Consider the following 25146-nt stretch of genomic DNA (forward strand, 5'->3'; position numbering starts at 1 on the left):
AACGTTCCGAGGTCCGTCTGGCCGCCTCCGCCAGCATCTCCTCGCAGGTGAACGCCTCGTTACGCAATAGCCGGGTCAGGCGAATCTCTCCCGCCCGATTGCCGCCCAATCGACGCACCCGCAGCTTTCGGCCGCCCGACGCGACCAGCCGGCCCAGGAGAAAGGCCCCCCTTTTTCCAGGCGACGGTCGCCAAACCGTCCCAGTCCAAGCTCCATGCCATCCTCCTCGACAATGAGAACAACACGGAATCAGACATTCTGCCCGTCTTCAACTTCGATGTGTGAATGCCGTAGCCCTGGAGGGGGAGGGTCGCTTCGCATGAAGCGCAGCGGAATGCGGAGCGGGGTGGGGTGATCTCTCCACACGGGCAGTCTCCGTGTGGAGAAATCACCCCACCCCGCTCGGGCTGGCGCGCGATCGACCCTCCCCCTCCAGGCCAGCGTTGGCTTTAACTCGCGAACACCTTGGCCAACCCCGCCTGGGCTTCCTCCTGAATCCGTTTCAGGTGCTCGGGGCTGCGGAAGCTTTCGGCGTAGATCTTGTAGACGTCCTCGGTGCCGGACGGCCGCGCGGCGAACCAGCCGAAATCGGTTTCCACCTTGATGCCGCCGAAGGGCTGGCCGTTGCCGGGCGCCTTGCTCAGCGTCGCGCGAACGGGATCGCCGGCGAGGTCCTTCAGGCCGAGCTGCTCCGGCGTGACGGATTTCAGGATGGCCTTCTGCGGCCCCGTGGCAGCGACATCGATGCGCGCGTAATGCGGCATGCCGAACTCGGCAGTGAGCTCATTGAAGATCTGGCTGGGATCGCGGCCAGTCCTGGCCATGATCTCGGCAGCGAGCAGGCCGAGGATGATTCCGTCCTTGTCGGTGGTCCACACCGCGCCGTCGCGGCGCAGGAACGAGGCCCCTGCACTCTCCTCGCCGCCGAAGCCGAAGCCGCCGGTGAGCAAGCCATCGACGAACCATTTGAAGCCGACCGGCGTCTCCACCAGCTTGCGGCCGAGCTTTTTGGCGACGCGGTCGATGATCGAGCTCGACACCACGGTCTTGCCGATCGCGGCATCCTTGCCCCAGTCCGGGCGGTGCGCGAACAGGTAGAAGATCGTGGTCGCGAGGTAATGGTTCGGATTCATCAACCCGCCGGAGCGCGTGACGATGCCGTGGCGGTCGGCGTCGGTGTCGTTGGCAAAGGCGACGTCGAAGCGGTCGCGCATGCCGATCAGGCTCGCCATCGCGTAAGGCGAGGAGCAGTCCATGCGGATCTTGCCGTCCCAGTCCACCGTCATGAAACGGAAGGTCGGGTCGATCGCCTCGTTCACGACATTGGCGCTCAGGCCATAGCGCTCGATGATCGGATGCCAGTAATGGACGGCGGCGCCGCCGAGCGGATCGATGCCGATCTTGACGCCGGCGGATTTGACGAGGTCGAGATCGACGACATGGCCGAGATCGGCGACGTAGGGCGTGACGAAGTCGTAGGCGTGAACATTCGCGGCCTTGCGCGCCTTGGCATAGTCGATGCGCTTCACGTCCTCGAGGTCGCCTGCGAGATAGGCATTGGCGAGCTTCTCGACGACGCCCGTCACATCCGTATCGGCCGGGCCGCCGTGGGGCGGATTGTATTTGTAGCCGCCGTCCTCGGGCGGATTATGCGAGGGTGTGATGACGACGCCGTCGGCGAGGCCGCTGCTGCGGCCCTTGTTGTAGGTGAGGATCGCATGCGAGACGACCGGCGTCGGCGTGTAGCCGCCGTCCTTGTCGATCATGACCTCGACGCCGTTGGCGGCGAACACCTCGATGGCGCTTGTAAGCGCCGGCTCGGCCAGCGCATGGGTGTCGATGCCGATGAAGAGCGGGCCGGTCAGGCCCTTCTCCTTCCGGTAATCACAAATCGCCTGCGTGGTCGCGAGGATGTGGCCTTCGTTGAACGTGTTCTTGAACGAGGTGCCGCGATGGCCCGACGTGCCAAAGGCCACGCGCTCTGCCGGATCGGACGCATCCGGCTTGCCAGCGAAATAGGCCGTCACCAGCCGCGGAATATTGGTGAGCGCGTCCGGCGAGGCCTGCTTGCCCGCCGCGGGATGAACATCAGCCACTGGAATATCCTCGTCCTGTCGTGAGTGCGGGACACCATAGCATCGGCCAAGCCCCCGCCAAGGGCTCAACACGCGCGAGGGGGAAGGCGTTCCTGGGGAAGCGAAAGTGGTGTTCGTGCTATGCTCGGCAGCATCGCCCGTTCGAATCGCCTCATGATCCCCTCTCGCAAGCTGCTCGTGCTGATCGCCGGCCTGATCCTGGCCGGCGCACCCGCGCGCGCCGCGGAGTTCTACATCGAGGACCTGCGCATCCCGATGGCGGAGGCCGGACCGCAGGGGCTGGAGGCGTTCCTGGTGCGCCCGGCGGGGACGAAGCGCTATCCGTTGGCGCTGCTCAGCCACGGCTCGCCGCGCAAGCTCGCAGACCGCGCGGAGATGTCAGCGCACAAATACTACGGCATCGCGCTGGAATATGCCCGGCGCGGCTTTGCCGCGCTGGTGGTGATGCGGCGGGGCTACGGTACTTCGCCCGGCGGACTCGTGGACAGCGCCGGCAGCTGTGCCCATGCAATCTACCTGCCGGCGAGCGCGGTCGCAGTGGCGGACCTGCGCGCCGCGATCGATGCGATGGCGCACCGGGCCGACGTGACGACGTCTGGCATGATCGCGGCCGGGCATTCCGCCGGCGGGCTCGCAACGGTCGCGCTGAGCGCGCAGGCCCCGCCCGGTCTCGTCGCCGCGATCAGCTTCGCCGGCGGCCGCGGCTCGCGCGACGTTGACGACGTCTGCAATCCGGATGGGCTGGTGCAGGCTTTCGCCTTCTTCGGCAAGACCTCGCGCGTGCCGATGCTGTGGGTCTATGCGAGCAACGATTCATACTTCGACCCCGCCCTCGCGCGCCGCCTTCATGAGGGGTTTCGCAGCACCGGCGGCAACGCGACATTCATCGCGGCGCCGGCTTACGGCGACGACGGCCATTATCTCTATTCGGTCGCGGGCCGGCCGCAATGGACGCCGTATCTCGACGCCTTCCTGCGCGAGCGCGGGCTCGGCCGTGAACTCCTGAGCCTGCCCGATCCGCTGCCGCCACCGCCCATGCTCAACGAGACCGCACGGGCCGAGTTCGCGCGCTATCTCGCCAGCCTGCTGCCGCACAAGGCCTTTGCGGTGTCGCCGAACGGCGGTTACGGCTGGCGCACCGGCCGCGCCACGGCTGAGGAGGCGAGGCGCGACTCGCTGGCGGCCTGCATGAAATGGTCGCCCAGCTGCACGCTCTATGCGGTCGATGACCAGCTGGCGGAGCCGTCGCAGGCCAGATCCACCGACCAGAGCGCCCGCGCCCGACAGTGACACACCCGCCAGAGGCCGGTTTGTTAACTCCGGCGCTCTATGAGAAGCCCATGCTTTGGGATCGGGCACGCTTCATTCTCGGCGCGACGTGGAGGCACGTTGCGGTCGCCCTGCTCGTGTCGGCGCCGATCGGCGCCCATGCGGGCGACGGCAGCAGCGAACTCGGCGCCGGCGAAACGCCGTCGTCGCGGGCGATGATCCGGAAGATCATCGAGCGGGAAACCAAGAGCACCAATCTGCCGGCCGATATCGCCGAGGCGGTCGTCTTCGTCGAAAGCGGCTATAACCCGTTGGTCATCGGCAGCGCGGGCGAAATCGGCCTGATGCAGGTGCGCCCCGAGACGGCGGCGATGCTGGGCTTCCGCGGAAGCAATGCGGAGCTGGCCGAACCCGACGTCAACATCCATTACGGCGTGCTTTATCTCAGCCAGGCCTGGCGGCTTTCGGGCGGGGACCTCTGCCGCGCCCTGATGAAATACCGGGCGGGTCATGGCGAAGAGGAGATGACCGCGCGTTCACAGGTCTATTGCAACCGGGCCCGCAACCGGCTTATCGCGATGAGCGCGATGCCGGGAGAACGCGAAGCTGCGGCTGCTCCGGATCCGGCACCCGCGGTTGCGATTGCTGCGCCCGTAACACCGGCGAGCCGCCCGAAGGTGCCGGTGCAGCCCAAAGCGGTCTATGCCCGCTATCGTCAAGGCACCGCGGCCGCCAGCCGGGCCTATTGGGCCGCCCACGAGGCGAGGGTCAGCCAGATCAAGGCGCGCATCGAAGCACGCTGGAAGCGCGTCGCATCGCGCTGACCACGATGTTGCGGGACCCTTCGCCATCGGATGCGCCGGCTCCCGAAAGCTTGGATCCAGGCACCCCGCTGCGGCTTGCTCCCCCGTGAGCTTCACATCTACTGTGCGTCCAAAGGTTTGCATTCGGAGGTGGCGCATGGAGGTCATACTGCTCGGCACCGGCGGTCCGCGCCCGGACCCGCGTCGCATGGCGACGACCACGCTGATCAGGCTCGGCGACGAGAACATCCTGTTCGACGCCGGCCGCGGCGTCGTGGTGCAGCTCAGCAAGGCCGGTGTGCCGCTCGGCGGCATCAACACGGTCTTTCTCACCCACCATCACTTCGACCACATCGGCGACCTCTACGACGTGATGCTGAATTCATGGATGCACGGGCGCAAGGACGAGCTCCGCATCTATGGACCGCCGGACACCGAGCGGCTCGTCAACACGCTGATCACGCAGGTCTACGACAAGGACATCATTTGGCGGGACAAGGGCGAGCCCAGCTTCGGCGGCTGGAAGCCTGTCGCCGCAAAGGACATCGTGCCGGGTCCCGTTCTCGACACCGGCCGCTGGAAGATCAGCGCAGAGCTGGTCTCGCATGGCGATGGTCTCGACATGCCGCCGGCCTTCCTGGCGCGCTGGATGTGTATCGGCTACCGCTTCGAAGCGGAAGGCAAGGTCATTGCTATTTCCGGCGACACCGTCCCTTGCCCCGGGCTCGAGCGGCTCGCTGAGGGAGCCGACCTGCTGGTGCAGTGCTGCTTCCTCGCCACGCCAGAGATCAACAACGAGCATTTGCGCCGGCTTGCGAAATACACGATCGCCTGCGGCGACACTGTCGGCAAGATCGCGGCCAAAGCCGGCGTCAAGAAGCTCGCGCTGACCCATCACCGTCCGCGCACCGACGATGCGATGCTGACCGCATTGCTCGATGATGTCAGGCGGGACTACGCAGGACCGGTCGTGCTCGGCGAGGATCTCACGCGCATTGAGGTCTGAGCATCATCGATCAGCTCGCCGCCTCAGAAGGATCCGACCTCGATGCGGAACGACAATTGCTCTTCCGCGCCGGCTGCGATGTGCATCAGCCCCGGCTTGCCGGTGAACTCGCCTTGGAAGCCGGCGGGACTTGCATAGCCGCGCCAGGGCTCGATGCAGAGGAACGGCGCGCCTGATGGTTTCGACCAGACGCCGAGCTCGCGAAATCCGCGCCAGGACATCTTCAGCCATGGCCCGGTCGATGCATCGCCCGCCGCTTCATAGCGGACCGAACGGCTCTCGATGCGGTCGAAGATGATGGCGTCATCGACGAACAGGGAGTCCGATAAAGGAAGCGAGGTGCCTTTGACCGGGCTCGGCTCCGCTGCCTGCCGCAGCAATCCAGCCTCGAGACGACGGATCGGAGCCGGCTCTGCGCTCGCGAAGGTCAGCGCATAGCTCTCCTTTGCGGCGCCGGGCTGCAGCGGCCAGTTGAAGGCGGGATGGCCGCCGAGCGACGCCGGCAACGTCTCCTTGCCGGTGTTGGCGATCGTGAGCGTCAGATCGAGGCCGGACTCATCGATCGCGTAGGCCGCCGTCAGCCGAAACGGGAACGGATAAAGCGCGCGCGTCGTCTCGTTGTCGTCGAGCACCAGGGTGCAGCGGCTCTCGCTGCGCTCTGCCCACACAAAGCGGCTGTCGCGGGCAAAGCCGTGCTGCGTCATTCGGTACGTCTTGCCCTGGTGCCGCAATTCGTCACTGGCAAGGCGCCCGACGATCGGAAACAGCAGCGGCGCGTGACGCGGCCATTCCGGCCCGGCCTGCCAAAGGAATTCGGTGTCCCCGCCCTTCAGCGAGCAAAGCTCGGCGCCGTGCGCCTTGACAGTCGCGCTGAGCGAGCCGCTGCGAAAGGAGTGGGTGTCGTCGGTCATGGCCGACCTCTACACCGCGGCCTCGCACGCAGCAAGGCGGCGCCGGCCATGCAGGCGGCGCCTCCGAGCCATGCCGAGCTGCGTCATATTTCTGTACCTAACGATTGCTCACGTGCGGCTCCTCCACCGCGAGCTCCCCGCGAACCCGGCCGGAACTCCATGAACCATCGTGGTAGTCAATTGAAATTGTTCATCAACGGCCGCTTTCTGTCGCAAAAGCTCACGGGCGTGCAGCGTTATGCCGCTGAAATGGTCAAGGCGATCGACCTGCTGCTCGCATCGGAGCAGATTCCGGCCTCGCTGCGCAACGCAGACTGGCAATTGTTGAAGCCTGCGGATGCAAGCGAGGTACTTGATCTCGACCGGATCAAGATTCGCCCTGTCGGCCGGTTGCATGGGCACGCGTGGGATCAAATCGATCTCGCCCGCGCCGCCGCCGGAGGCCGCTTGATCAGCCTGGCCAATTCCGGACCCGTCTTCCATCGCGACCATATTGTCGTGATACACGATGCCCAGGTCTTTCGCAGGCCCGACTTCTTCAATTGGCGCTATCTGACCGTCCATCGCACGATGGGTCGGATGCTCGCCCGGCACGCAAGCATCGCAACGGTGTCGGGATTTTCCCGCAAGGAGCTTGCAGACGTGCTGAATCTCTCGGCATCGCGCATTCCGATCTTCCCCAACAGTGCCGAACACTTCGCAGCCACGAAGCCCGATTCCGGCATTCTGGCCCGACTTGGCGTTCAGCCGCAGAAGTTCTTCCTCTTCGTGGGCTCGAAGACCAAGAACAAGAATCTGTCCGTCGCCATCCGCGCCATCCAGTTGCTCGATCGGCCCGACGTTCCCCTGGTCATCGTCGGCGGCGACAACAGCAAGATCTTTCAGGATAATTCGGGCGAAGGGGCTTCCGGCCTGCTGCTGGCCGGCCGCCTGACCGACAGCGAGATTGCCGCTCTCTATGCGCATGCATTGGCCTTCGTGTTTCCCTCGCTCTACGAGGGGTTCGGCGTGCCGCCACTCGAAGCCATGATCTTTGGCTGCCCGGTGATCGCCTCGAGGGCCGACGCCGTCGTGGAGACGTGCGGCGACGCGGCTGAGTATTTTAGCGCCACGGATGCCGAAGCGCTGAAGCAGCTCATGCTCGAAAGACTGGCAATCGGCGCGATCTCGGACCAGGAACGCAGACGGCAACAGGATCGCCTTGCATTCTATTCGTGGAAGAAATCGGCGAAGGCGTTGCTCGATCACCTCGCAGCGCCGGCGAGCGTCGCCAGCGCTGCGTGAAACGCGGCGCGGTTCGCCTATCGCGCGCAATGGTTTTTGCACAAACGATTTGCAACTCGCGGCTCTCGGCACGGTTCCATGAAACTTCTTCGTCGTTCTTGCGATGATCGCAAGCACGCGCGCCTTGGCGCAACATCACCACATCGCTGCCCCATTATCGCTACGTATTCGAGGAACTGTGTTTCGCACTAGCGAACACAGAACAGGGATACTCGATGTCCGGCTCTCCAACGCGGCCCTACGCAAGGCAAACGATGAAAGTGCTGCACATCGCCGAAACGATCCGTGGCGGGATCGCGAGCTATCTGAACGAGTTGCATCCGCAGCAGCAGGCCAGCTTCGGTGCCGAGAACGTGCATTATGTCGTGCCGTCGGATCATCGGGACGACCTCGGCGCGATCGATGACAACCAGATTACGACATTCGAGCGATCCGGCCGCAGCATCGCCGGCCTATTCCAGATGCTACGTGCCAGCATGCAAGCGCTGGATGCCTTCAGACCGGACGTGGTGCACCTGCATTCCTCGTTTGCAGGGCTCGTGCTCCGGCCCGCGCTGGCCGCCCGCTCGGGCGGGCCGCGAGTCGTGTACTGTCCGCACGGCTGGGCGTTTTCGCGCGAGACCGGGCGCCTCAGTCACGTACTGACGAAGGCGGCGGAGAACCTGCTTGCGCGCACGTCGGACCGAATCATCTGCATCTCCGGCGACGAGTATAGCGAGGCGGTGCGTGCGGGAATTCCTGCCGACCGCCTCACCGTGGTCCACAACGGCATCTCGAAGAGCCGCACGCCCCAGCCGGTCTCGGCGGACTGGACCTCCAAGAAGGTCAAGGTGCTGTTCATCGGACGCTTGGATCGGCAGAAGGGCTTCGATCTCCTGATCGAGGCGGCGAGCGCGCTCGAGGACGTCCTCGACATCCGCATGATCGGCGCCTCCGTGGTCAACAAGTATGAAGGCCCGACGGTGCCGTCCAACGTGTCCCTGCTGGGCTGGCTGGACCGGCCGACCATCGAGACCCAGCTCGAGGCCGCCGACCTCGTCGTGATTCCGTCACGATGGGAAGCCTTCGGCCTCGTTGCCCTGGAAGCGATGCGCGCGGCCAAACCCATCCTGGCATTCCGCAGCGGCGCCTTGCCCGAGATCGTCGTCGACGGCGTCACCGGCGTGCTTTGCGAGCCGGTCGCGGTGCAGCCGCTCGTCGACGGCTTCCGTCGAGCGCTCGATCTCGACCTCAAGGTGCTGGGACAGCGCGGCTACGACCGTTTCAAGCAGCTCTATGACGTCGAGAAGACGCATGCACAATTGCAGCAGGTCTATGTCGAGCTGCTTCAGGACGACCAGACGCCCGTCGAAGCAAAGGCGGGGCTGCAGTCGGATCTCTCCAAGAATTTCTGATGATCGACATGCTCGCTTGCCCTCGCAGATGCGGGAGATCGCGATGGCGATGCTCTCGAATGTCACCGCCCCTGCTTCGCGCGTGAGCATGATCTAAACATGACACGCCCACGCACGTTGCTTCGCGACAATGCCCTTCGCCTCGCGGGCCTCATCTCGGCCATCGTTTTGTCGGTGCCCGCCTGCGCTCAGCACGCGCAACCGCTCGACGCCCGATTCCTGCTCGGTGTCGGCACCCACCAGGGGCTGGGCGGGCCGGTGAGCGCGCGGGGATACGTGCCTGCCGAGAACATCGCCCAGATCAAGCAACTCGGCCTCAACGCCTTCCGCGACGATTTCCCCTGGTCCGATTTCGAAACGGCAGGGCGCCGGATGGGCTTCACGCCCAGACTGGGCCGGCTCGAGGCGCAGGTCAGGTCCGGCATTGCACGCCCGCTGCTGATCCTCGCCTTCGGCCATCATCTCGTTCCGAATTCCTCGCCGCCGACGACCAATGAGGCGCGGCAGCGGTTCGCCGACTATGCGGCAGCGGCGGCGCAATCCGTGGTGGCGCAGCATCCCCTGTTCGAGCTCTGGAACGAGTGGAACCTGGCGGCAAAGAAGGATGCCGCGTTCTCGCCGGAAAATTATCTGGCGCTGGCACAAGTCGCACGACCTGCGGTCAAGCGCGCTGCGCCGAATGCGCCGTTCCTGGTCGGCGCCCTCGGCGACGACCTGGGCTGGACATGGACGGAGAAGATGCTGCGGACCGGCATTCTGCAGTATGCCGACGGCGCTTCGATCCATCTCTACAATTTCTGCATGGGCCCGAGCAAACGGACCTCGGCCGAGATCATCGAGCGGCTCACGGCGTTTCACCGGCTCGTCGGCCAAGCCAGTGGAAACCCCGACTTCCCGGTTTATGTCACCGAGACCGGCTGGACCACGGCCAGCAACAAATGCGGCGTCAGCGAGCAGGCCCAGGCCGACAATAGCGCGCAGCTCATCCTGTGGGCGGCGACCGCGGCGCGCTGGCTCAAAGGCATCTGGCTCTACGAGCTCAAGGACAGCGGGCAGAATCCGTCGGAGCTGGAGCACAATTTCGGTCTCTACCGTTTCGACAATTCGCCCAAGCCCGTGGCCTGTGCGGTCCAGAGCGCCTGGGCTTTCATCCGATCCAGCCTGAGCGCCGAGCGACGCGAGCTCGCCAGTGGCGTCGTGTCGATCGCTGCAACAACGACGTCCGGCGGCAGAGTTGCGGTCTGGTCCGAGACTCCCGACCGGCGTTACGAGATCCGGATCAAGGGCGATCAGGACGGCGCAACGTTTGCGATGCCGTGCGACTCGGCCGCAAGACCGGCGTCCGGTGCCTGGATTCCGGTTTCGAGCACGCCGGTTCTCATTGCAGCGAGCAACGGTGCGATGCCCGTCCTGGAGATAAGGCCGGCGCGGTAAGCGCGATTTTTGTAAAACATGAGGTTACGCGATGAAAGTTCTTTTGACGTCCACGCTTTATCCGACGCCTCAGGCTCCGAAGATCGTCGGCGGCGCAGAGATCTTCGCACGGCGCTTCGCCGAAGGCCTGGTGCAGCGCGGAGACGAGGTCGAGGTGATCCGGGCCGCATCGGCCCATGGGCAGGAGCGCGAAAGCTGCAACGGCATCAACGTCTATTCCGCGCCAGTACAGAACATCTATCTGCCCTTCACCGAGCAGAAGAACGTCGCGCTGCGCAGCATCTGGCATGCGGTCGACGACTGGCAGATGCAGGCGCCGCTGATCGCGGAACGCATCCGGGCCTTCAAGCCGGACGTGCTGCACTCCAATAATTTGTCGGGTCTCACCACCGCGATCTGGCGCGTTGCCGCCCAGCTCGGCGTCCCGGTGCTGCATACGCTTCACGACTATTATCTGACCTGCCCGCGCTGCTCGCGCTTCGACAAGGGACGCTCCTGCGAGCACACCTGCACGAGCTGCGGGATCCTGACCTTCCATCGCAAGCGGGCGACGCATTGGCTGAGCGCCGTGGTCGGCGTGAGCGAGCGCGTGCTGTCGATTCACACCGACATCGGCATGTTCGCGGAGACGCCGATCCGCACCGTGATCCGCAACGCCTCGACCGAGCCGCCGCGTGAGCCCTACCCTCGCCCGGTCTGCACCACGGAAGTGACGTTCGGGTTCATCGGCCGGCTCACTGAGGAGAAGGGCATCGACAACCTGATGCATGCCCTTGCCATGCTGCCCCCCGACCGCATCCGGATGATGATCGCCGGCCGGGTCAGCGAGGAGGAGCAGCGCCGCCTCAAGGGCCTCGCGCCGCATGCGCGCATCGAGTTCATGGGCTTCGTGGCGCCGGACGATTTCTACCAGCAGGTCGACGTGGTGGTCGCGCCATCCATTTGGCACGACCCCGGTCCGCTCGTCGTCGCAGATGCCAAGGCGGCCGGCAGGCCGCTGCTCGGAACGCGCTTCGGCGGCATGCCCGAGGTGATCGAGCATGGCGTGACGGGCTGGCTGACCGAGGCCGATCCGCAATCCCTGGCCGACAGCATGCTCGCAGTCGCGTCCGATCCGCACAAGATCGACGAGATCAGCCGGCGGCTGATTGCCGATACCAGCAAATGGATATTTGCCGACGTGCTGTCATCCTACAAGAATCTGTATGAGCAATTGCGTGGGCAGCGAATGTCGCGCGTGCGCGTGGCAAAGACTGAAGCGCCACGGGCCGTCGGCAAGGAGCGCCTCATTCCGAGATGACACGCCTCTTCGCGATGGCGGGCTACGTCTATCAGAGTGCCGCGGCGATCGTCCTGATCTTCGCGCTCAGTCATCTGTTGCCCGCCGCCGACTACACCAATTTCTCGTTGGCACTGGCTTCGAGCCAATTGCTCTGCGTCCTGATGTTCGAGTGGCTGCAGCTCGCCGGATTGCGTTTTCTGGCGGCAGCCGGGGAGAACCAGGCGGCGCGGCTGAGGTGGTCGCTCTTTGCGGCAGGCCTGTCGAGCGCGGGCGCGCTCGTCGTGGTCGGCAGCTGCGCATCTCTGGCCAGCGTGCTCCCGGCCGGGATCATCGCGCTGGGCCTCGGCATATCGGTGCTGCAGGGTCTGACCGATCTCTATTTGCTGTCGGTCCGCCTGTCCGACCGGCTGGGTATCGCCTCCTCTCTTCTGGCGTTTCGCGCGACCGCTCTTCTGACCGGGGCCGCCGCAGGGGCGGCGATTTGGGGAACGGCGGAAGCGGCGATGCTCGGTGTCAGTGCGGGCCACGCACTGGGCCTGCTCGTTGGGCTGGTGGCCTATCGCACCCCACTGGAGCGCGTTCCGCTGCGGACGATGCTGGCCGACTGGAAGGATTTCTCCCGCTACGGCATGCTGGCGGCAGGTGCGTCCGTCATCCATCTGTCGGTGCCGGTGCTGCTCCGCTTCATCATCATCGGCCGGCTGGGCGCGACGGGCGCCGGCGCCGGATTTTCGATCGCGCTCGATCTGCTGCAACGCCCGTTCTGGGTCCTCAATGCAGCGATCCACACGGTGAGCTATCCCGATGTCGTGAAGGATTTCGAACACGGAACCGTCATGAAGTCGGTCCAATCGGCGCGGCGGATGTTCGAGTTCATGGTCTGCACGACCCTCGTGCTGCTCGGCGGTCTCATCGGCTTCATTCCGGACGCAGCCCGGATCCTGGTGCCGCGGGACAGCCTTGACGGCTTCCTGACGACGGCGCCTGTTGTGGCCGTCTTCTATTTCCTGCACACGCATCTCCAGGCGACCGTCGCGGTCGTTCCGCACCTGGAGAAGCTCGCGACGAGGCTCGTGGTCGTTGCAGCCGGCCAGCTCGCGATCGTCGCTGCCGTCGCGCTGGCCGCCGCGTGGGTCGGCCTGTCGCCGCGACAGGCGGTCGGCTGCGCTTGCCTCGCCACGCTCGTGACGATCGTGGTCGCGCTCGGCCCGACGCTGCGGTTCGAGGCATTCCCGCGCTGGCCCCTGGTCGCGCAGGCGATGGTAGCCGCGATCCTTATCGGATCGCTCGGCGCGATGCCGACCGAGCCCGCGGCCTGGCTCGCCGGCAAGATCGTGATCGCCGCGCTCGCAACGGCGATCGTCGGATGGCGCGGCGACTTTCTGATGCTGGCCCGCCGCGGCTAATTCGACGCTCGCATCGTTTCTTGCCCGCCCGATAGCGATCCTGTTCCTGCGCGGAACCGTCAGCCCTTCCCGGCAAGCCGAGCGACCAATCTCCGTGAAAATACGGACACAACCACCGCGCTCAAATCCATCACCTTACTCGCGCATGAAAGCGGCATGACTGCCGGCTCGCTGTGCAATCCGATGATCTCGCACCTTATGCGCATATATTCAGCAACGCAGATCGCGAAAATCTTCAAATCGCCTTCCTGACGCCACGCTGCACGGGCATCGCATCGAACATTCCGCTGCAACGCGAGTCGAACTGTTCCTCCACAAGGAACAGCATTTCGCTCGCATTTGTAGCTCCGGTTTTTATCTGAAATTCACACTCGACAGAGAAGGTTGAACGCAAATCCCCTGCGAGCAATTTCGTTCGCGCTGAAATTCGAGTGTGCAATGTCCGATCAAACCATCCTATCTGCCAGCGGCTTCATCAACTCCATCGGCGTCAACACGCATGCCGGCTTCGGGTGGACCGGCTACAACAATCTCGCGCTGATGGCCGATGACCTCAAATATCTCGGCGTGACCCATCTCCGCGACGCGATGGGAACCAGCCCGGCTGCGCAACCGGTGGTCGAGGGTCTCGCCGCTGCCGGTTACAAGTTCGACTTCCTGGTCTCGTCCGCTTTGCCGCAGACGGGCACAGTCGGGCTGCAGAACTACATCGCCTCGCTGCAGAAGTTCGCGACGACCCACGCGGGCAGCATCAGCGCCATCGAGGGCCTCAACGAGGCCAATCACCAGCCCTTCAGCTACAATGGCAGTTCCAGCCTCTCGGCCGCGGCTCAGTTTCAGAGCGCGCTCTATCAGGCCGTCAATTCCAACGCCGCGCTCGCCAGCATCCCCGTCTACAATCTGTCATTGGCCTACAACGATCCGCAAGGTTACAGCCAGCTCGGCAACATGTCGGGCTCGGTCGACTATGCCAACGCCCACGCCTATGTCAGCACCAGCCTGACCACCGGCAGCTCCATCGCGGCAACGCTCAGCGCCGTCATGAGCGCGGCACCGGGAAAGCCCGTCGTCATCACCGAGACCGGCTACACCACGCAGGCCAACACCCAATATCTCGGCGTCAACGAGACGGTGCAGGCCAAATCGATCCTGAACACGCTGGTCGACGCCTACAAGGCCGGCGTCAGCGCGACTTATCTCTACGAGCTGTTCGACCGCGACTCCTCGGCCGCCAACACCAATCCGGAGGCGAACTTCGGATTGTTCAATTCCGACGGCACGCCCAAGCTCGCCGCGACGGCGATTCACAACCTGACGACCATTCTGGCCGACGACGGCAAGGGCGGCCTGCAGCCGACTGACCCATTGAACTACACGTTGAGCAACATGCCGGCCACCGGCAACAGCATGGTGCTCGGCAAGAGCAATGGCGCCTACGAGCTCGTCGTCTGGGCCGAACCGAAGCTCTGGAACGACGCCACCGATACCGAGCTGTCCAATGCGGCCCAGACGGTCACAGTGAACCTCGGCTCCGTCCACCATACCGTGAAGGTGTACGACACGCTGACCGGCACCACCGCGATCGCCAGCTACACCGACGTCAGCTCGATCACGATCCCGGTCAGCGATCACCCGCTGATCATCGAGATCGACGCGCCTGCGACGACGACGCCGCCGCCGGACACGCGGACCAGCGTCAGCGGCACGGCGGCCGAGATCGTGCCGCAACTGTCCGACCTCAGCAAGTCGACCGCGCTACAGACCATCACACTGACCGACTCGCATGTCCTGCCGGTCGCCTCGAAGGCGACCATGGACTACATCATCTCCCATTACGACAATGCGCTCTCCAAGATCCAGGGCGGATACTCGTTCTCGGTGACGAATGCGGCCGCGACCTGGAGCAGCACGAAGACCTACAACGCCAGCGGAACGCTGCTGTCGAAGGCCGACACCGGCCTGAATTCGAGCGGGCAGCCGACCTCGACCACCGTCGCCTACACCGACGGCTCGAAGGACCTGATCAGCTACACCAACGGTGTGATGACGAAATTCGTGCATATCGGCACCGATGCGACCCGGACCACCGATACGTACAACACGGCGGGCACGCTGCTGAGCGAGGTCGTGCAGAAGCCCGACGGCTACTATTCCACCACGCTCTACACGAACGGCGTGAAGACCGCCGCCTACGTCAAGAACGCCGACGGCTCGCAGGACAACTACACCTACGGCATCACGGGCAAGAGCTTCACCACGCAGGTGCAGCACCTCGATGCCTCCGGGAAGGTCACCTCGGTGACCCGCAGCCATGCCGACGGCTCGCTGGACTCGACCCAGGTCTACAACAGCGACGGCAGCAGCGTGATCACCACCTACAGCGCCACCGGCGTCAAGCTGGTGCAGACCACCTATCATGCCGATCACAGCAAGGACGTCTGGACCTACAATATCACGGGCCAGAACTACACGACCGAGCACGACGTCTACAGCTCGACCGGTTTCCTCACCAACCTGACGCGCCTGCACAGCGACGGCACCCTCGCCTTCAAGCTGGTTCAGGCGCCCGATGGAACCAAGACGACCGATTGGTACAACGCCGCCGGCAGCCTCACCAGCGAGGTCGTGCAGAAGGCGGACGGCACCACCTCGACGACGACCTACAGCAACGGTGTCAAGACCAACACCTATGTCAAGAATGCCGACGGCAGCCAGGACAATTACGCCTTCGGCATCACCGGCCAGAGCTACACGACCCTGATCCAGCACGTCGATCCGTCCGGCAAGATCACGGCGGTGACCCGCAAGCATGCCGACGGCACGCTCGACTATACGCAGGTCATCAACGCCGACGGCAGCAGCGTCGTCACCAATTACGATGCGGCGGGAACGCGGATCAAGGAAGCCGACTTGCACGCCGACGGCAGCAAGGACATCTTCCTCTTCAACATCACCGGCCAGAACTACACCACCGAGCACGACATCTACGACGCGACCGGCTTCCTCACCACGCTGATCCGCAAGCACGCCGACGGCAGCATGGCGTTCAAGCTGGTGCAAAGCAGCGACGGGACCAAGACGACGGACTGGTACGACGCAAACGGCGTGCTCACCAGCGAGGTGCTGGAGAAGGCGAGCGGCTACAGCTCGACCACGGTCTACACCAATGGCGTGAAGACCGCGGCCTACATCACCAACGCCGACATGAGCCACGACAATTACAGCTACAACATCACCGGCCAGAGCTATACGACGCAGTACCAGCACCTCGATCCGGCCGGCCGGACAACGGAGGTGATCCGCTGGCATGCCGACAACTCGCTCGACTACACCCAGGTGATCAACAGCGACGGCAGCAGCGTCGTCACCAACTACGATGCATCAGGCGTCAAGAAGACCGAGACCGACTATCACGCCGATGGATCGAAGGACGTGTTCCAATTCAACGTCGTCGGCCAGAACTACACCAACGAGCACGACACCTACGATACGACCGGCTTTCTCACCAACATCGTGCGTACCCACGCCGACAACAGCCTGGCCTTCACGCTGGTGCAGAGCGCGGACGGCACCAAGACATCGGACTGGTACGACGCCAACGGCCTCATCACCAGCGAGGTCACGACCAAGAGCGACGGTTACAGCTCCACGACGGTCTACACCGCCGGCGTGAAGACCGCCGCCTACATCAAGAATGCCGACGGCACGTCCGACAACTGGAACTACAACGTCACCGGGCAGTCCTACACCACACAGCATCAGCACCTCGACGCTTCGGGTAAGCTGGTCGAGCTCACCCGGACCCACGCCGACGGCACGCTGGACTATACCCAGGTCATCCACGACGACGGCAGCAAGCTGACGGACATCTACAACAGCGCCGGCGTCAAGACCCAGGAGATCGCCAACAACGCCGACGGCACCAAGGACGTTTTCCTGTTCAACTTCAACGGACAGAGCGGCACGACGCAGCACGAGAACTACAACAGCGCCAACGCGCTGCAGTTCTTCGATCAGACCAAGACCGACGGCACCCACAACGTCACGGCCGTCGCTGCCGGCGTGACGATCCAGGGCGGGTCCGGCAACGACGTGTTCTCGGCCGCGCCGAGCTCGACCACGATCGCCTACGATCACGGCCAGGACCAGATCCTGAACTTCCAGGCCGGCGACGGCACCACCCACGACGTGGTCCAGATCTCGAAGCTTCTGGCCGCAGATTACAGCCACCTGCAAATGACGCAGTCCGGCACGAACGCGCTCATCACGTTCTCGGACAGCGACTCGATCCTGCTGAAGAACGTCTATGTCTCGAACCTGACGAGCCACGATTTCGTGTTCGTCTGAGCAGGGCGCGATTTGCCCAAACGGGCATCAACAGCGCGGGGGCCGGGACCATGTCCCGGCCCCCGTTCGTTTGTCGGGCGGCTGCCTCAATGATGAGCAGCGGCGGCAGCCATCCGCAATCGGATGGGCCGCATGAATTCGGATGGATCGCCGCGACGGCGCTGCGCTTGCGAACTTGCGTCACAATTCGTCTCTAGAAGACAGACGACCCGTGCAAGGACTCCGAGGCCCGATGGAAGCCAGTGAAGCCAGACGTTTCGTCGTCCTCGACTTTTATCGCTTCGTTGCCGCCCTCGGTGTCTTCATCTTTCATCTCAAGATGATCGACCCGGGCATCTCGCCGGCCTGGAACGGGTCCTTTGGCCTGTTCGTGGACATGTTCTTCATCCTGTCCGGCTTCGTGATCTCCTATTCCTATCCATCCGACGCGCGTGGCCTCAGGGCCTATTCCCGGTTCATGATCCGGCGCATCGCGCGGATCTATCCGCTGCACCTGCTGAGCCTGCTCATCTTCGTGGTGCTGATCGGCGTCGGCATGGAGCGCACGGCGCGGTCGACCTCGCTGGACTTCCTCTACAACCTCCTGCTGCTCCAGGCCTGGGGCGTCACCGACCATCTCAGCTTCAACTCGCCGTCATGGTCGATCAGCGCGGAATTCTTCTGCTATCTGATCTTTCCGGTCCTGATGCTGCTTGCGCGCAAGGTCCAGCCGGTCGTACTCGGCGTCATCGTGGCCGCGCTCTATCTGGTCCTTGCCCACGGCCATCTGCCGATCTGGCAGGAACGATCGCAGATGTACGGCGCTAATTACGACTACGGCATGCTGCGCGCGTTGCCGAGCTTCCTGAACGGCATCCTGCTCGCCATCCTGTTCCGGATGTCCGGCCCCTACCGGCAGAAGCCGGTGGTGTTCGCCGGCATCGCCGTGTTCGGCCTCTCCGTGCTCGTGCTCAACGTTTTTGCCAAGCCGGATTTGGCCATTCTGCTGTTCTCCTGCGCCATCCTGCTCACCGCAATCGGCGAAAGCGCCTTCAAGGAATTTCCCGGCGCGCGGCTGCTCGGACGGCTCGGCAACACCTCATACGCGATCTACATGCTGCACGACGCCATCCTCATTGCCGTGTTCAAGCCGCTGTGGACCTGGCTCGAGCTGCGCCCGGATCAGTTCGGCCTGTTCGCCCTGGCATGCTGCGTGGTCCTCACCGTCATCGCGGACCGTACCTACGCCTATTTCGAGAATCCCGCGCGGCGCCTGATCAATCGCTGGGCCGACATCGGCGTCGCGTCCCCGCGCAAGGCTCAGGCGGCCGAACCGGCCCTGCGCTTCGACAACACCGAGCGGGCGGTCAACTGACGCCGTGCCGATGACAAGAGCATGATCCGGAAAAGTGCGTAGCGGTTTTCCGAAAAGATCATGCTCAAACAATAAACCTAAAGCGCGATGACAATTCATCCTGATCGCATCGCGCTTTAGGAGGCGTTCAGGCCACCTTGCCGCCGGCCTCCGGTGCCATCCGGATTGCGCTATCGCCGAGTAACGGTGCGATATTGGCCCGCGACAGCTCCATGACATCAGGCAGCGCCTGACGGACCTGGTCGCCGGCAGCCTCGTAGGTACCGAGGAAGTGGGCCACAAACTGCTCGAAGCTGTCGCCGTTGAGGAACTGGGCCGGCGAGAGCAGTAGCTGCTCGCTGATACCGAAATGCGCGAACAGGCCCTGGAACTTGTCCTGGTAGGTGATCGCCGCGACGGGCGTTCCCTGTCCGAGCGCCGCAATGGCGAGGTGCATGCGGCCGGTGATCACGCCATCGACCAGCCCGACGACGGCCTTGATCTCGCCCGCCGACAGCGTCTGTTCGACATGGTGCACGTGCTCGCCGAGCGTGGGCTTGAGCCGGTCGGCCAGCGGCCGCAGGCAATTGTCGTCGGCGATCTCGGGGCGGTAGTCATGTGCAAGCAGCACCCAGCTGACATTGTGCTGCCGCGACAGACGCTCCATGGCGCCTGCCGCGAGCTCTATCATCTTCCGCAGCTTGGCCGGCTCCGGCTTCTTGAACAGCATCGGGTGGATGTTGAAGACAAAGACCTTGCGACCCTGCGCGCGCTGCCGCGCGATCGTGGTCGCGATCGCCTTCACTGCGTCGGTGTCTGCTCGCGGCGTCAGCATGAACGCGGCATCGGCCACGAGCCGGGCGCGCTTCCGGGCGAAGTCGTCGAACCGCCGAAGCGATATCGCATCGCGCAGATTGAGGACCACGCCGGGATCGATCAGCCGGAATACTTCGCGCAGCGCTTTCGCGGGACGGGAGTTGAAGCTGAAGCCGAGCACGCTGACCTTGGCGCCGAACGCCGCCATCAGGTCGGCGACGAGCAGCATGCGCGCGGCATCCACCGGAGAATAATAGCCGTCGAGCACGTCGGCGCCCAGGATGACGCCGAAATCCGGACGGGTGATCGAGAGCTCCTGCGCGACCGTCTCATAGGAAAACGGCTGCTTCCAGAGTTCGAGCGGCTTGAAACCCATGGCGCGAACGTCGGCGCTGGCCGCTGCGGTGGCGGTGACGATGTAGATCTCGAGGTCCGGATAGGCCCGCTTCATCTCTCCGGCGGCCGCCTCGATCATGGCCTCGTCGCCGCGCGACTGATGAATGCTCCAGGGATCGGAGGGCAGCACCAGGAGGCGGCGCGGATTGTTGCGCGGAGCGGCGTTGACGCCGACATCCTTCCGGGCGATCTGCCATCTGCGCAATTCGAGCAGATCGACCGCGAACGGCGTATTCTTCGCGCTGTTGAGCCAGCCTCGAAGCTGCCTGCGCACGGGTACGGGGATCAATTGCTTCACGTCGTCCTCCTCGTCTTCCTCAGGCGGTCACACCGCGCTTCACGACGAAATCGATCAGGGAGAAGAGCTGCTTCCGCCAGAACAGCAGAATGCTCATCAGATAGGTCGCGCCGAAACATGACGACAGCAACCCCATCCGCAAATACGGGTTGATGTCCGGCGTCGCCGCGCGGCACAGTACGACCGCGCCATAGGCGAGGACGATGGCGCACAGGCAGCCCGCAATGGGCCGCAGGAACTGGCTCCAGCTCAAGCCCAAGAGCCGGAGCGCCAGCGCGAAGGTCACGGGGGTCACCACGAGCTGCGCGAACGCGAAGATCGTCGCCAGCTGACCAATGTCGCGCGAGGGCAGCAGGAACATCGCAGGCACGACCGTGCAGAACTTGAGGATGTTCAGCGCAAAGACGTAGTTCGGCTTGCCCAGCGCGCCGAAATAGGCGCTGTTGACGAATTGCACCGTCTGGATCGCGCCGACGAGCATCAGCGGCCGCATCACCGCTTCGCTGCCGCTCCACTTCGCGCCGAACAGCAGCAGGGACACCTCCGGCGCGATCGCCGCAAGCAGCACGAAGACGGGCGATCCGACCAGCGCGCCGAGACTGACGCTGCGCAGATAGGCGCCGGCGATCCGGTCGCGTTCATGCGCGATCCTGGACAGCGCACTGAGCGCGACGTCCATCACCGCCTGGGTGAGCAGCTGCATCAGGATGATGTAGACCCGCGCACCGACCGTGTAGATGCCGAGGGCCGCAACGCCATAAAGCGTCAGGATGATCATGTCGATGGTGCGAACGATGGCGAAATCCAAGAGCCGGTTCAGCACGACATGGACGCTATAGCCGGAAAGCTCGCGGAAGCTTCTGGCATCGTAGCCGCGCATCGGCAGCCAGCGCGGCTGGCTCCAGAGCCACAGGCCGCTGACCGCGCTCTGAACCACCACCTGGATCACGAGGCTGAGTGCACCGAACCCGGCATAGGCGCAGGCAATTCCCACGACACCGGAGATAGCGGTCGCCACCATGGTCCTGACCGCGAGCACGCGAAAATCCATCTGACGCTTGTAAAGCGCCTCCTGGAACAGGGTCGCGGTGCCGATCGGAAGCGACAGGCTGGCGGCGGTGAGCAGCGGCGCGAGCCCCTTCACGTCGAACCAGCGCTCGATATCCGTCGCCAGGACGGCAATCAGAATCGCCAGGATCGTCGACGCTGCAAAGGAGCAGAAGAAGGGCAGCGTTACATCGGCCGGTTCGAGCGTCCGCCGCTGGATCAACGCATCACCGAAGCCGAACTCGGCGACCGAACTCAAAAGCAGCAGGATGAACGCGACGAGCGCAGCCAGGCCGAAATCCGCAGGATTGAGCAGCCGGGCCAGCACCAGGAACAGCACGAACGACAGCGCCCGGCCGCCCCAATTCTGGGCAAGCGACCAGAACAAGGCAATCACGACCTGATGCTGTTTGCCCGTGACGTTCATCAACAATTCGACCCAATTCCGACAGATCCGACCACAATCGTAGGCTAGACGCGTGACATGCGATGCTGCCGCGACGTCACCATCTCCGATCACGGCGGAGCACTGAAAGCTCGCTACATTACGACGGAGTGATGGCAATCAGATGAGTGCCGTCACGATTCCGATTTAGAGTGGAAGTGAGTTCAAATCGTGGACTACACTCCGATCAACTTTGCGAAGTGATGCAAAATGGATGCCTTGATGAATCCGCCTGCTCAGCGTTCTCTCCGCAGCTCCAGGCGCTTGCGTGTGGCCATCTACGCACCGCATTTTGCGGAATATTCCTATCGTCTCGCGTCCGGATTGGCCCGCCATTGCGATGTCCGGCTGGTGCTCAACCGCAAAGACGCCAACCAGCAATGGGAACTGGCCGATATTGCCGTCACGGCTCCGTTCGAGACGAGAATTCGCGACTTGAGCCTGCGCCGCGGCGGTGCGATCGGTATCCCGGCCTCATTCCTGGACATCATTTCGTTTCGCCCGGACGTGATTCATTGTCACGAAGTTCCGGAGATCTACACGTCCAAGCTGATCCAGTTTCTCCGTCCGCTCGGCATTCCCCTGGTGTTGACTGTTCACGATGCGATCCCGCATTCGGAAGGCGGCTCCGGCACGTCGGCGCGCGAAGATGCATGGCGGGGTCGCATGCGCGCGGCAGCATCCGTCGTCACCACGCATGGCGAGAGCTGCATCGCCGATTTTCGCCGCGCCTCGCCCGACTTCAAAGGCGAAACGATCTCCAGCATGCACGGCGTGCTGATGGTTCCGCCGGCCGGAGGTGCGATCACCGCGCCTGAAGCTGCACGCATCCTGTTTTTCGGGAGGATGTGGGCTTACAAGGGTCTCGACGTCTTCATCGATGCGATCGACTTGTTGACCAAGCGCGGGGTGGCCCATGAAGCAATCGTCGCCGGCCGCGGCCCCGAAATGACACGGCTCGGCGCGCGAATGGAGGCGATGCCGACGGTCAAGACCATCAACGCCTATATCTCGCCTGCGGATACCGGCCGATTGTTTCAGTCCGCCAGCGTGGTTGCCCTGCCCTACAAGGATGCGACGCAGAGCGGCGTGCTTGCATCCGCCTATGGCAATTCCCGGCCAGTCGTTGCCAGCGCGACCGGCGGCATTCCCGACGTGGTGACGGATGGCGTCAACGGGCTGCTGGTTCCACCCGGCGACGCCACGGCATTGGCCGACGCACTCGAACGCGTGCTGACCTCCAAACCTCTGGCCGCGACGTTGACCGAAGGCGCGCGCCAGACTGCGGCCGGCCTCCTCAACTGGGATCGCATCGCCGACGGACTGCTGGGGTCCTATCACAAGCTCGCCGGCCGCACCGTGAGCTGAGCGCGACCGGCGCCCTCAAACCGATTGCTCGATCTGCGGCCGGAAGAACATGCCGCGGATCGCGCCGTCCAGCAATCGCCGCAGCCTGACCTCGATCAGCTCATAGCTGATCGCGCTTGCGACCAGCGACATCACCAGCCCGAGCCCGATGAAGCCGGCCCACAGCAACCAGCGGTCGACACCGACGGCGACCAGCTTCAGGCCGATCACCTGCAAGGGGAAGAGCACGAACGGGTGCACGAGATAGAGGCTGTAGCTGATCTTGCCGACATATTGCAGCGCCGGTGCGCTCAGCGCCTTGCCGAGGCCCGAGTCAGGAGCGAGCACCATGCCGAACAGCAGAAATCCGGGAATGAGCCCGACAAAGGGGTGAAACAGCACCAGGCTGGCATACAGCGCAGCCCCGCAAGCAAGGCCCGCGAGCAAGCCGGCGCGCCCCGGAATCGAGATACGAAATCCTGTGGCGCTGAACAGCATGCCGACGCAGAAGAAGGCGGTGATCGGCCAGTGCATCAGGCAGGCGACGCCGAGCAGGAGCAAAGGCGCCGCCAGCAATCTGCCACCGCCGCGCCAGACCGAGAACGTCAGCGCAAACCAGATGTAGAACGCCCACTCATATGTCAATGTCCAGGCGTTCTGCTGGGCGATGGGCAGGCCAAGCGCGTCCTGCACGAAGAAAAGATTGGCCGCAAAGATAGCGAGGTAACTGCTCAGATCGATGCCGCGGAAGAACTTGTAGGCCACGATCGGACCGATCGCGAACAGCGCAAGATGCAGCACGACGAAGACCGGCATGATCCGAAGGACGCGATCGAAGAAGAACCGCGACAGCGAGCCGTGCCGCACCAGGCTCGCCGGGATCAGGAATCCGCTGATCATGAAGAACAGCTCGACGCCGTGCCCGCCGACATTGATCACCGATTGCAGCCAGGACCAAAGCGGCGGCAGGAAGCCGGGATCCGGGATGTCGTACATGCCGCCCTTCGGCATGTCGTAGAAATGATCCATCAGCACGCTCAGCGCCGCGATGCCGCGCAGGCCCTGAACCGACGGAACGAACGATCCGTCATAGACGGCGCCCGGCTGGTGCGGTGTCTTGATCACTCTGCGGCACCCTGGGTGCTGAGGGCGGGCTCGAGTACGACCGGCTTCCGTCGCGCCGAGCGGAACCTCTGCCCGAAGGAAATGCAGGGCTTCTCGACGAAGGCGTAGGTCATCCAGCTGACCAGGATCGACAAGGCCAGGATCACGCCCATGAAAAGCGACCATCCGAACGGCCCGTCGCCGAACCAAACGAGGCGATGGACGGCGACGATCACGAACGGCGACATCAGGTAGACCGAATAGCTGATGACGCCGACGAACGCCATCGGGCGCCACGCCATTCGCTCACCGAACACGGCAAAGGCGATGAAGACCAGCGCGGCGCAGACATAGGCCGATCCGATCGAGTAGCTGTAGAAGAAATTCTCGTGATACACGCCACCGAAACGCCGATCGGCCAGGGTTGCGGCGAAGACCGCATACAGCAGCGTGCAGACGGTCACATGGGTCCATCGCAGCTTACCGCCGATGACGGTGTCGCGGATGATCTTGCCCAGGAACATCGCCGACAGGTTCAACCCGACCTCCATCACCGAGGAGACGGTCCTGCTCTCGAGCAGAAGCGCAGCGGTGGTTCCGACCAGCGCCGCCGCGATGACGATCGTCACCGCCGTGAAGCGCTGGTTCAGCAGCCCCATCGCAAAGAGGATCGTACATCCGACGTAGAACAAGAGCTCGATCGCCAGCGTCCAGTAGAACACCCAGAGGTTCGGGACGTTCACGAACGTCTGCAACATCGTCACGTTGGCGGCGACCTGCCCCAGCGGATAGACTTTCGAGTCCAAGAGCTGCATCGTCACGAGTCCGACGACGAGCGAGGTCCAGTAGGCCGGATAGAGCCGGAAGAAGCGGCTGATGGTAAAGTCCCGCACGGGCGTGGCGCTGTCCGGGAAGCTGAACGGAATGACGAAGCCGCTGACGAAGAAGAACAAGACGACGCCGAACCGGCCGAAGTTCATGTAATAGCCGAACACGTCGTGGATCGGCCAGTAATAGGCGCCCGTCGGGTGCTTCTCGACGATCACCTCGAATACGTGCTGGACCAGGACCGACAACACGGCAATGCCGCGCAGCGTGTCGATGAATGCGAGCCGTTTATGCATCATT

General features: G+C 63.9%; 17 protein-coding genes. 11 read left to right on the forward strand and 6 right to left on the reverse strand.

Annotated features, from left to right (window positions below; all coding sequences use genetic code 11):
- Nucleotides 1–449: 449 nt before the first annotated feature.
- Nucleotides 450–2096: a phosphoglucomutase (alpha-D-glucose-1,6-bisphosphate-dependent) gene (gene pgm / locus HZZ13_RS33245; protein WP_197963669.1), complete on the reverse strand. Its 1647-nt coding sequence runs from the start codon at nt 2094–2096 to the stop codon at nt 450–452.
- A gap of 153 nt (nt 2097–2249) precedes the next feature.
- Between pgm and HZZ13_RS33250 the strand changes: the two genes are divergently transcribed.
- The 3 genes from HZZ13_RS33250 (at nt 2250) to HZZ13_RS33260 (ending at nt 5174) form a co-directional block, all read left to right on the forward strand.
- On the forward strand, nt 2250–3386 hold the full coding sequence (locus tag HZZ13_RS33250) for an alpha/beta hydrolase family protein (protein WP_197963670.1): 1137 nt from the start codon (nt 2250–2252) through the stop codon (nt 3384–3386).
- A 50-nt stretch (nt 3387–3436) separates the two neighbouring features.
- On the forward strand, nt 3437–4189 hold the full coding sequence (locus HZZ13_RS33255) for a transglycosylase SLT domain-containing protein (RefSeq protein ID WP_197963671.1): 753 nt from the start codon (nt 3437–3439) through the stop codon (nt 4187–4189).
- 136 nt (nt 4190–4325) lie between these two features.
- Nucleotides 4326–5174: an MBL fold metallo-hydrolase gene (locus tag HZZ13_RS33260; RefSeq protein ID WP_197963672.1), complete on the forward strand. Its 849-nt coding sequence runs from the start codon at nt 4326–4328 to the stop codon at nt 5172–5174.
- A 23-nt stretch (nt 5175–5197) separates the two neighbouring features.
- Here HZZ13_RS33260 and HZZ13_RS33265 read toward each other — a convergent pair whose 3' ends face one another.
- The gene (locus tag HZZ13_RS33265) at nt 5198–6085 is read right to left on the reverse strand and encodes an aldose 1-epimerase family protein (protein ID WP_197963673.1); all 888 of its coding nucleotides are present in this window, start codon (nt 6083–6085) and stop codon (nt 5198–5200) included.
- A 180-nt stretch (nt 6086–6265) separates the two neighbouring features.
- On the opposite strand from HZZ13_RS33265, the gene HZZ13_RS33270 reads away from it, so the two are divergent.
- From HZZ13_RS33270 to HZZ13_RS33300, 7 genes are all read left to right on the forward strand, one after another.
- Entirely contained in the window at nt 6266–7369 is a 1104-nt protein-coding gene (locus HZZ13_RS33270; protein WP_197963708.1) for a glycosyltransferase family 4 protein, read from the forward strand.
- 254 nt (nt 7370–7623) lie between these two features.
- On the forward strand, nt 7624–8763 hold the full coding sequence (locus HZZ13_RS33275) for a glycosyltransferase (protein ID WP_197963674.1): 1140 nt from the start codon (nt 7624–7626) through the stop codon (nt 8761–8763).
- A 99-nt stretch (nt 8764–8862) separates the two neighbouring features.
- Nucleotides 8863–10197 carry a glycoside hydrolase family protein gene (locus HZZ13_RS33280; RefSeq protein ID WP_197963675.1) on the forward strand — a complete coding sequence of 445 codons (1335 nt, stop codon included), beginning with the start codon at nt 8863–8865 and terminating at the stop codon, nt 10195–10197.
- A 31-nt stretch (nt 10198–10228) separates the two neighbouring features.
- On the forward strand, nt 10229–11497 hold the full coding sequence (locus HZZ13_RS33285) for a glycosyltransferase family 4 protein (RefSeq protein WP_197963676.1): 1269 nt from the start codon (nt 10229–10231) through the stop codon (nt 11495–11497).
- A complete protein-coding gene (locus tag HZZ13_RS33290) occupies nt 11494–12885 on the forward strand; it encodes a hypothetical protein (RefSeq protein WP_197963677.1) in 1392 nt (463 codons plus the stop codon). The genes HZZ13_RS33285 and HZZ13_RS33290 overlap by 4 nt, the downstream gene beginning before the upstream one ends.
- A 438-nt stretch (nt 12886–13323) precedes the next feature.
- The gene (locus tag HZZ13_RS33295; protein ID WP_197963678.1) at nt 13324–17232 is read left to right on the forward strand and encodes an RHS repeat domain-containing protein; all 3909 of its coding nucleotides are present in this window, start codon (nt 13324–13326) and stop codon (nt 17230–17232) included.
- Between the two features lie 232 nt (nt 17233–17464).
- Entirely contained in the window at nt 17465–18586 is a 1122-nt protein-coding gene (locus HZZ13_RS33300) for an acyltransferase family protein (protein WP_197963679.1), read from the forward strand.
- Between the two features lie 127 nt (nt 18587–18713).
- Here HZZ13_RS33300 and HZZ13_RS33305 read toward each other — a convergent pair whose 3' ends face one another.
- Nucleotides 18714–20075, reverse strand: a complete 1362-nt coding sequence (locus tag HZZ13_RS33305) for a polysaccharide pyruvyl transferase family protein (RefSeq protein ID WP_197963680.1) — start codon at nt 20073–20075, stop codon at nt 18714–18716.
- Between the two features lie 19 nt (nt 20076–20094).
- Entirely contained in the window at nt 20095–21549 is a 1455-nt protein-coding gene (locus HZZ13_RS33310) for a lipopolysaccharide biosynthesis protein (RefSeq protein ID WP_197963681.1), read from the reverse strand.
- A gap of 288 nt (nt 21550–21837) precedes the next feature.
- Between HZZ13_RS33310 and HZZ13_RS33315 the strand changes: the two genes are divergently transcribed.
- Complete coding sequence (locus HZZ13_RS33315; RefSeq protein ID WP_311972871.1) at nt 21838–22935, forward strand: glycosyltransferase family 4 protein; 1098 nt, start codon at nt 21838–21840, stop codon at nt 22933–22935.
- Between the two features lie 15 nt (nt 22936–22950).
- Here HZZ13_RS33315 and HZZ13_RS33320 read toward each other — a convergent pair whose 3' ends face one another.
- Both HZZ13_RS33320 and HZZ13_RS33325 read right to left on the reverse strand, forming a co-directional pair.
- The gene (locus HZZ13_RS33320) at nt 22951–24039 is read right to left on the reverse strand and encodes an acyltransferase family protein (protein ID WP_197963683.1); all 1089 of its coding nucleotides are present in this window, start codon (nt 24037–24039) and stop codon (nt 22951–22953) included.
- Complete coding sequence (locus HZZ13_RS33325) at nt 24036–25145, reverse strand: acyltransferase family protein (protein WP_246504669.1); 1110 nt, start codon at nt 25143–25145, stop codon at nt 24036–24038. Before HZZ13_RS33325 ends, HZZ13_RS33320 begins: the two co-directional genes overlap by 4 nt.
- Between the last annotated feature and the right edge of the window lies 1 nt (nt 25146).

Origin of the sequence: Bradyrhizobium agreste (genome assembly GCF_016031625.1) — a bacterium.
In the GTDB taxonomy this organism is placed as follows: Bacteria; Pseudomonadota; Alphaproteobacteria; order Rhizobiales; family Xanthobacteraceae; genus Bradyrhizobium; species Bradyrhizobium agreste.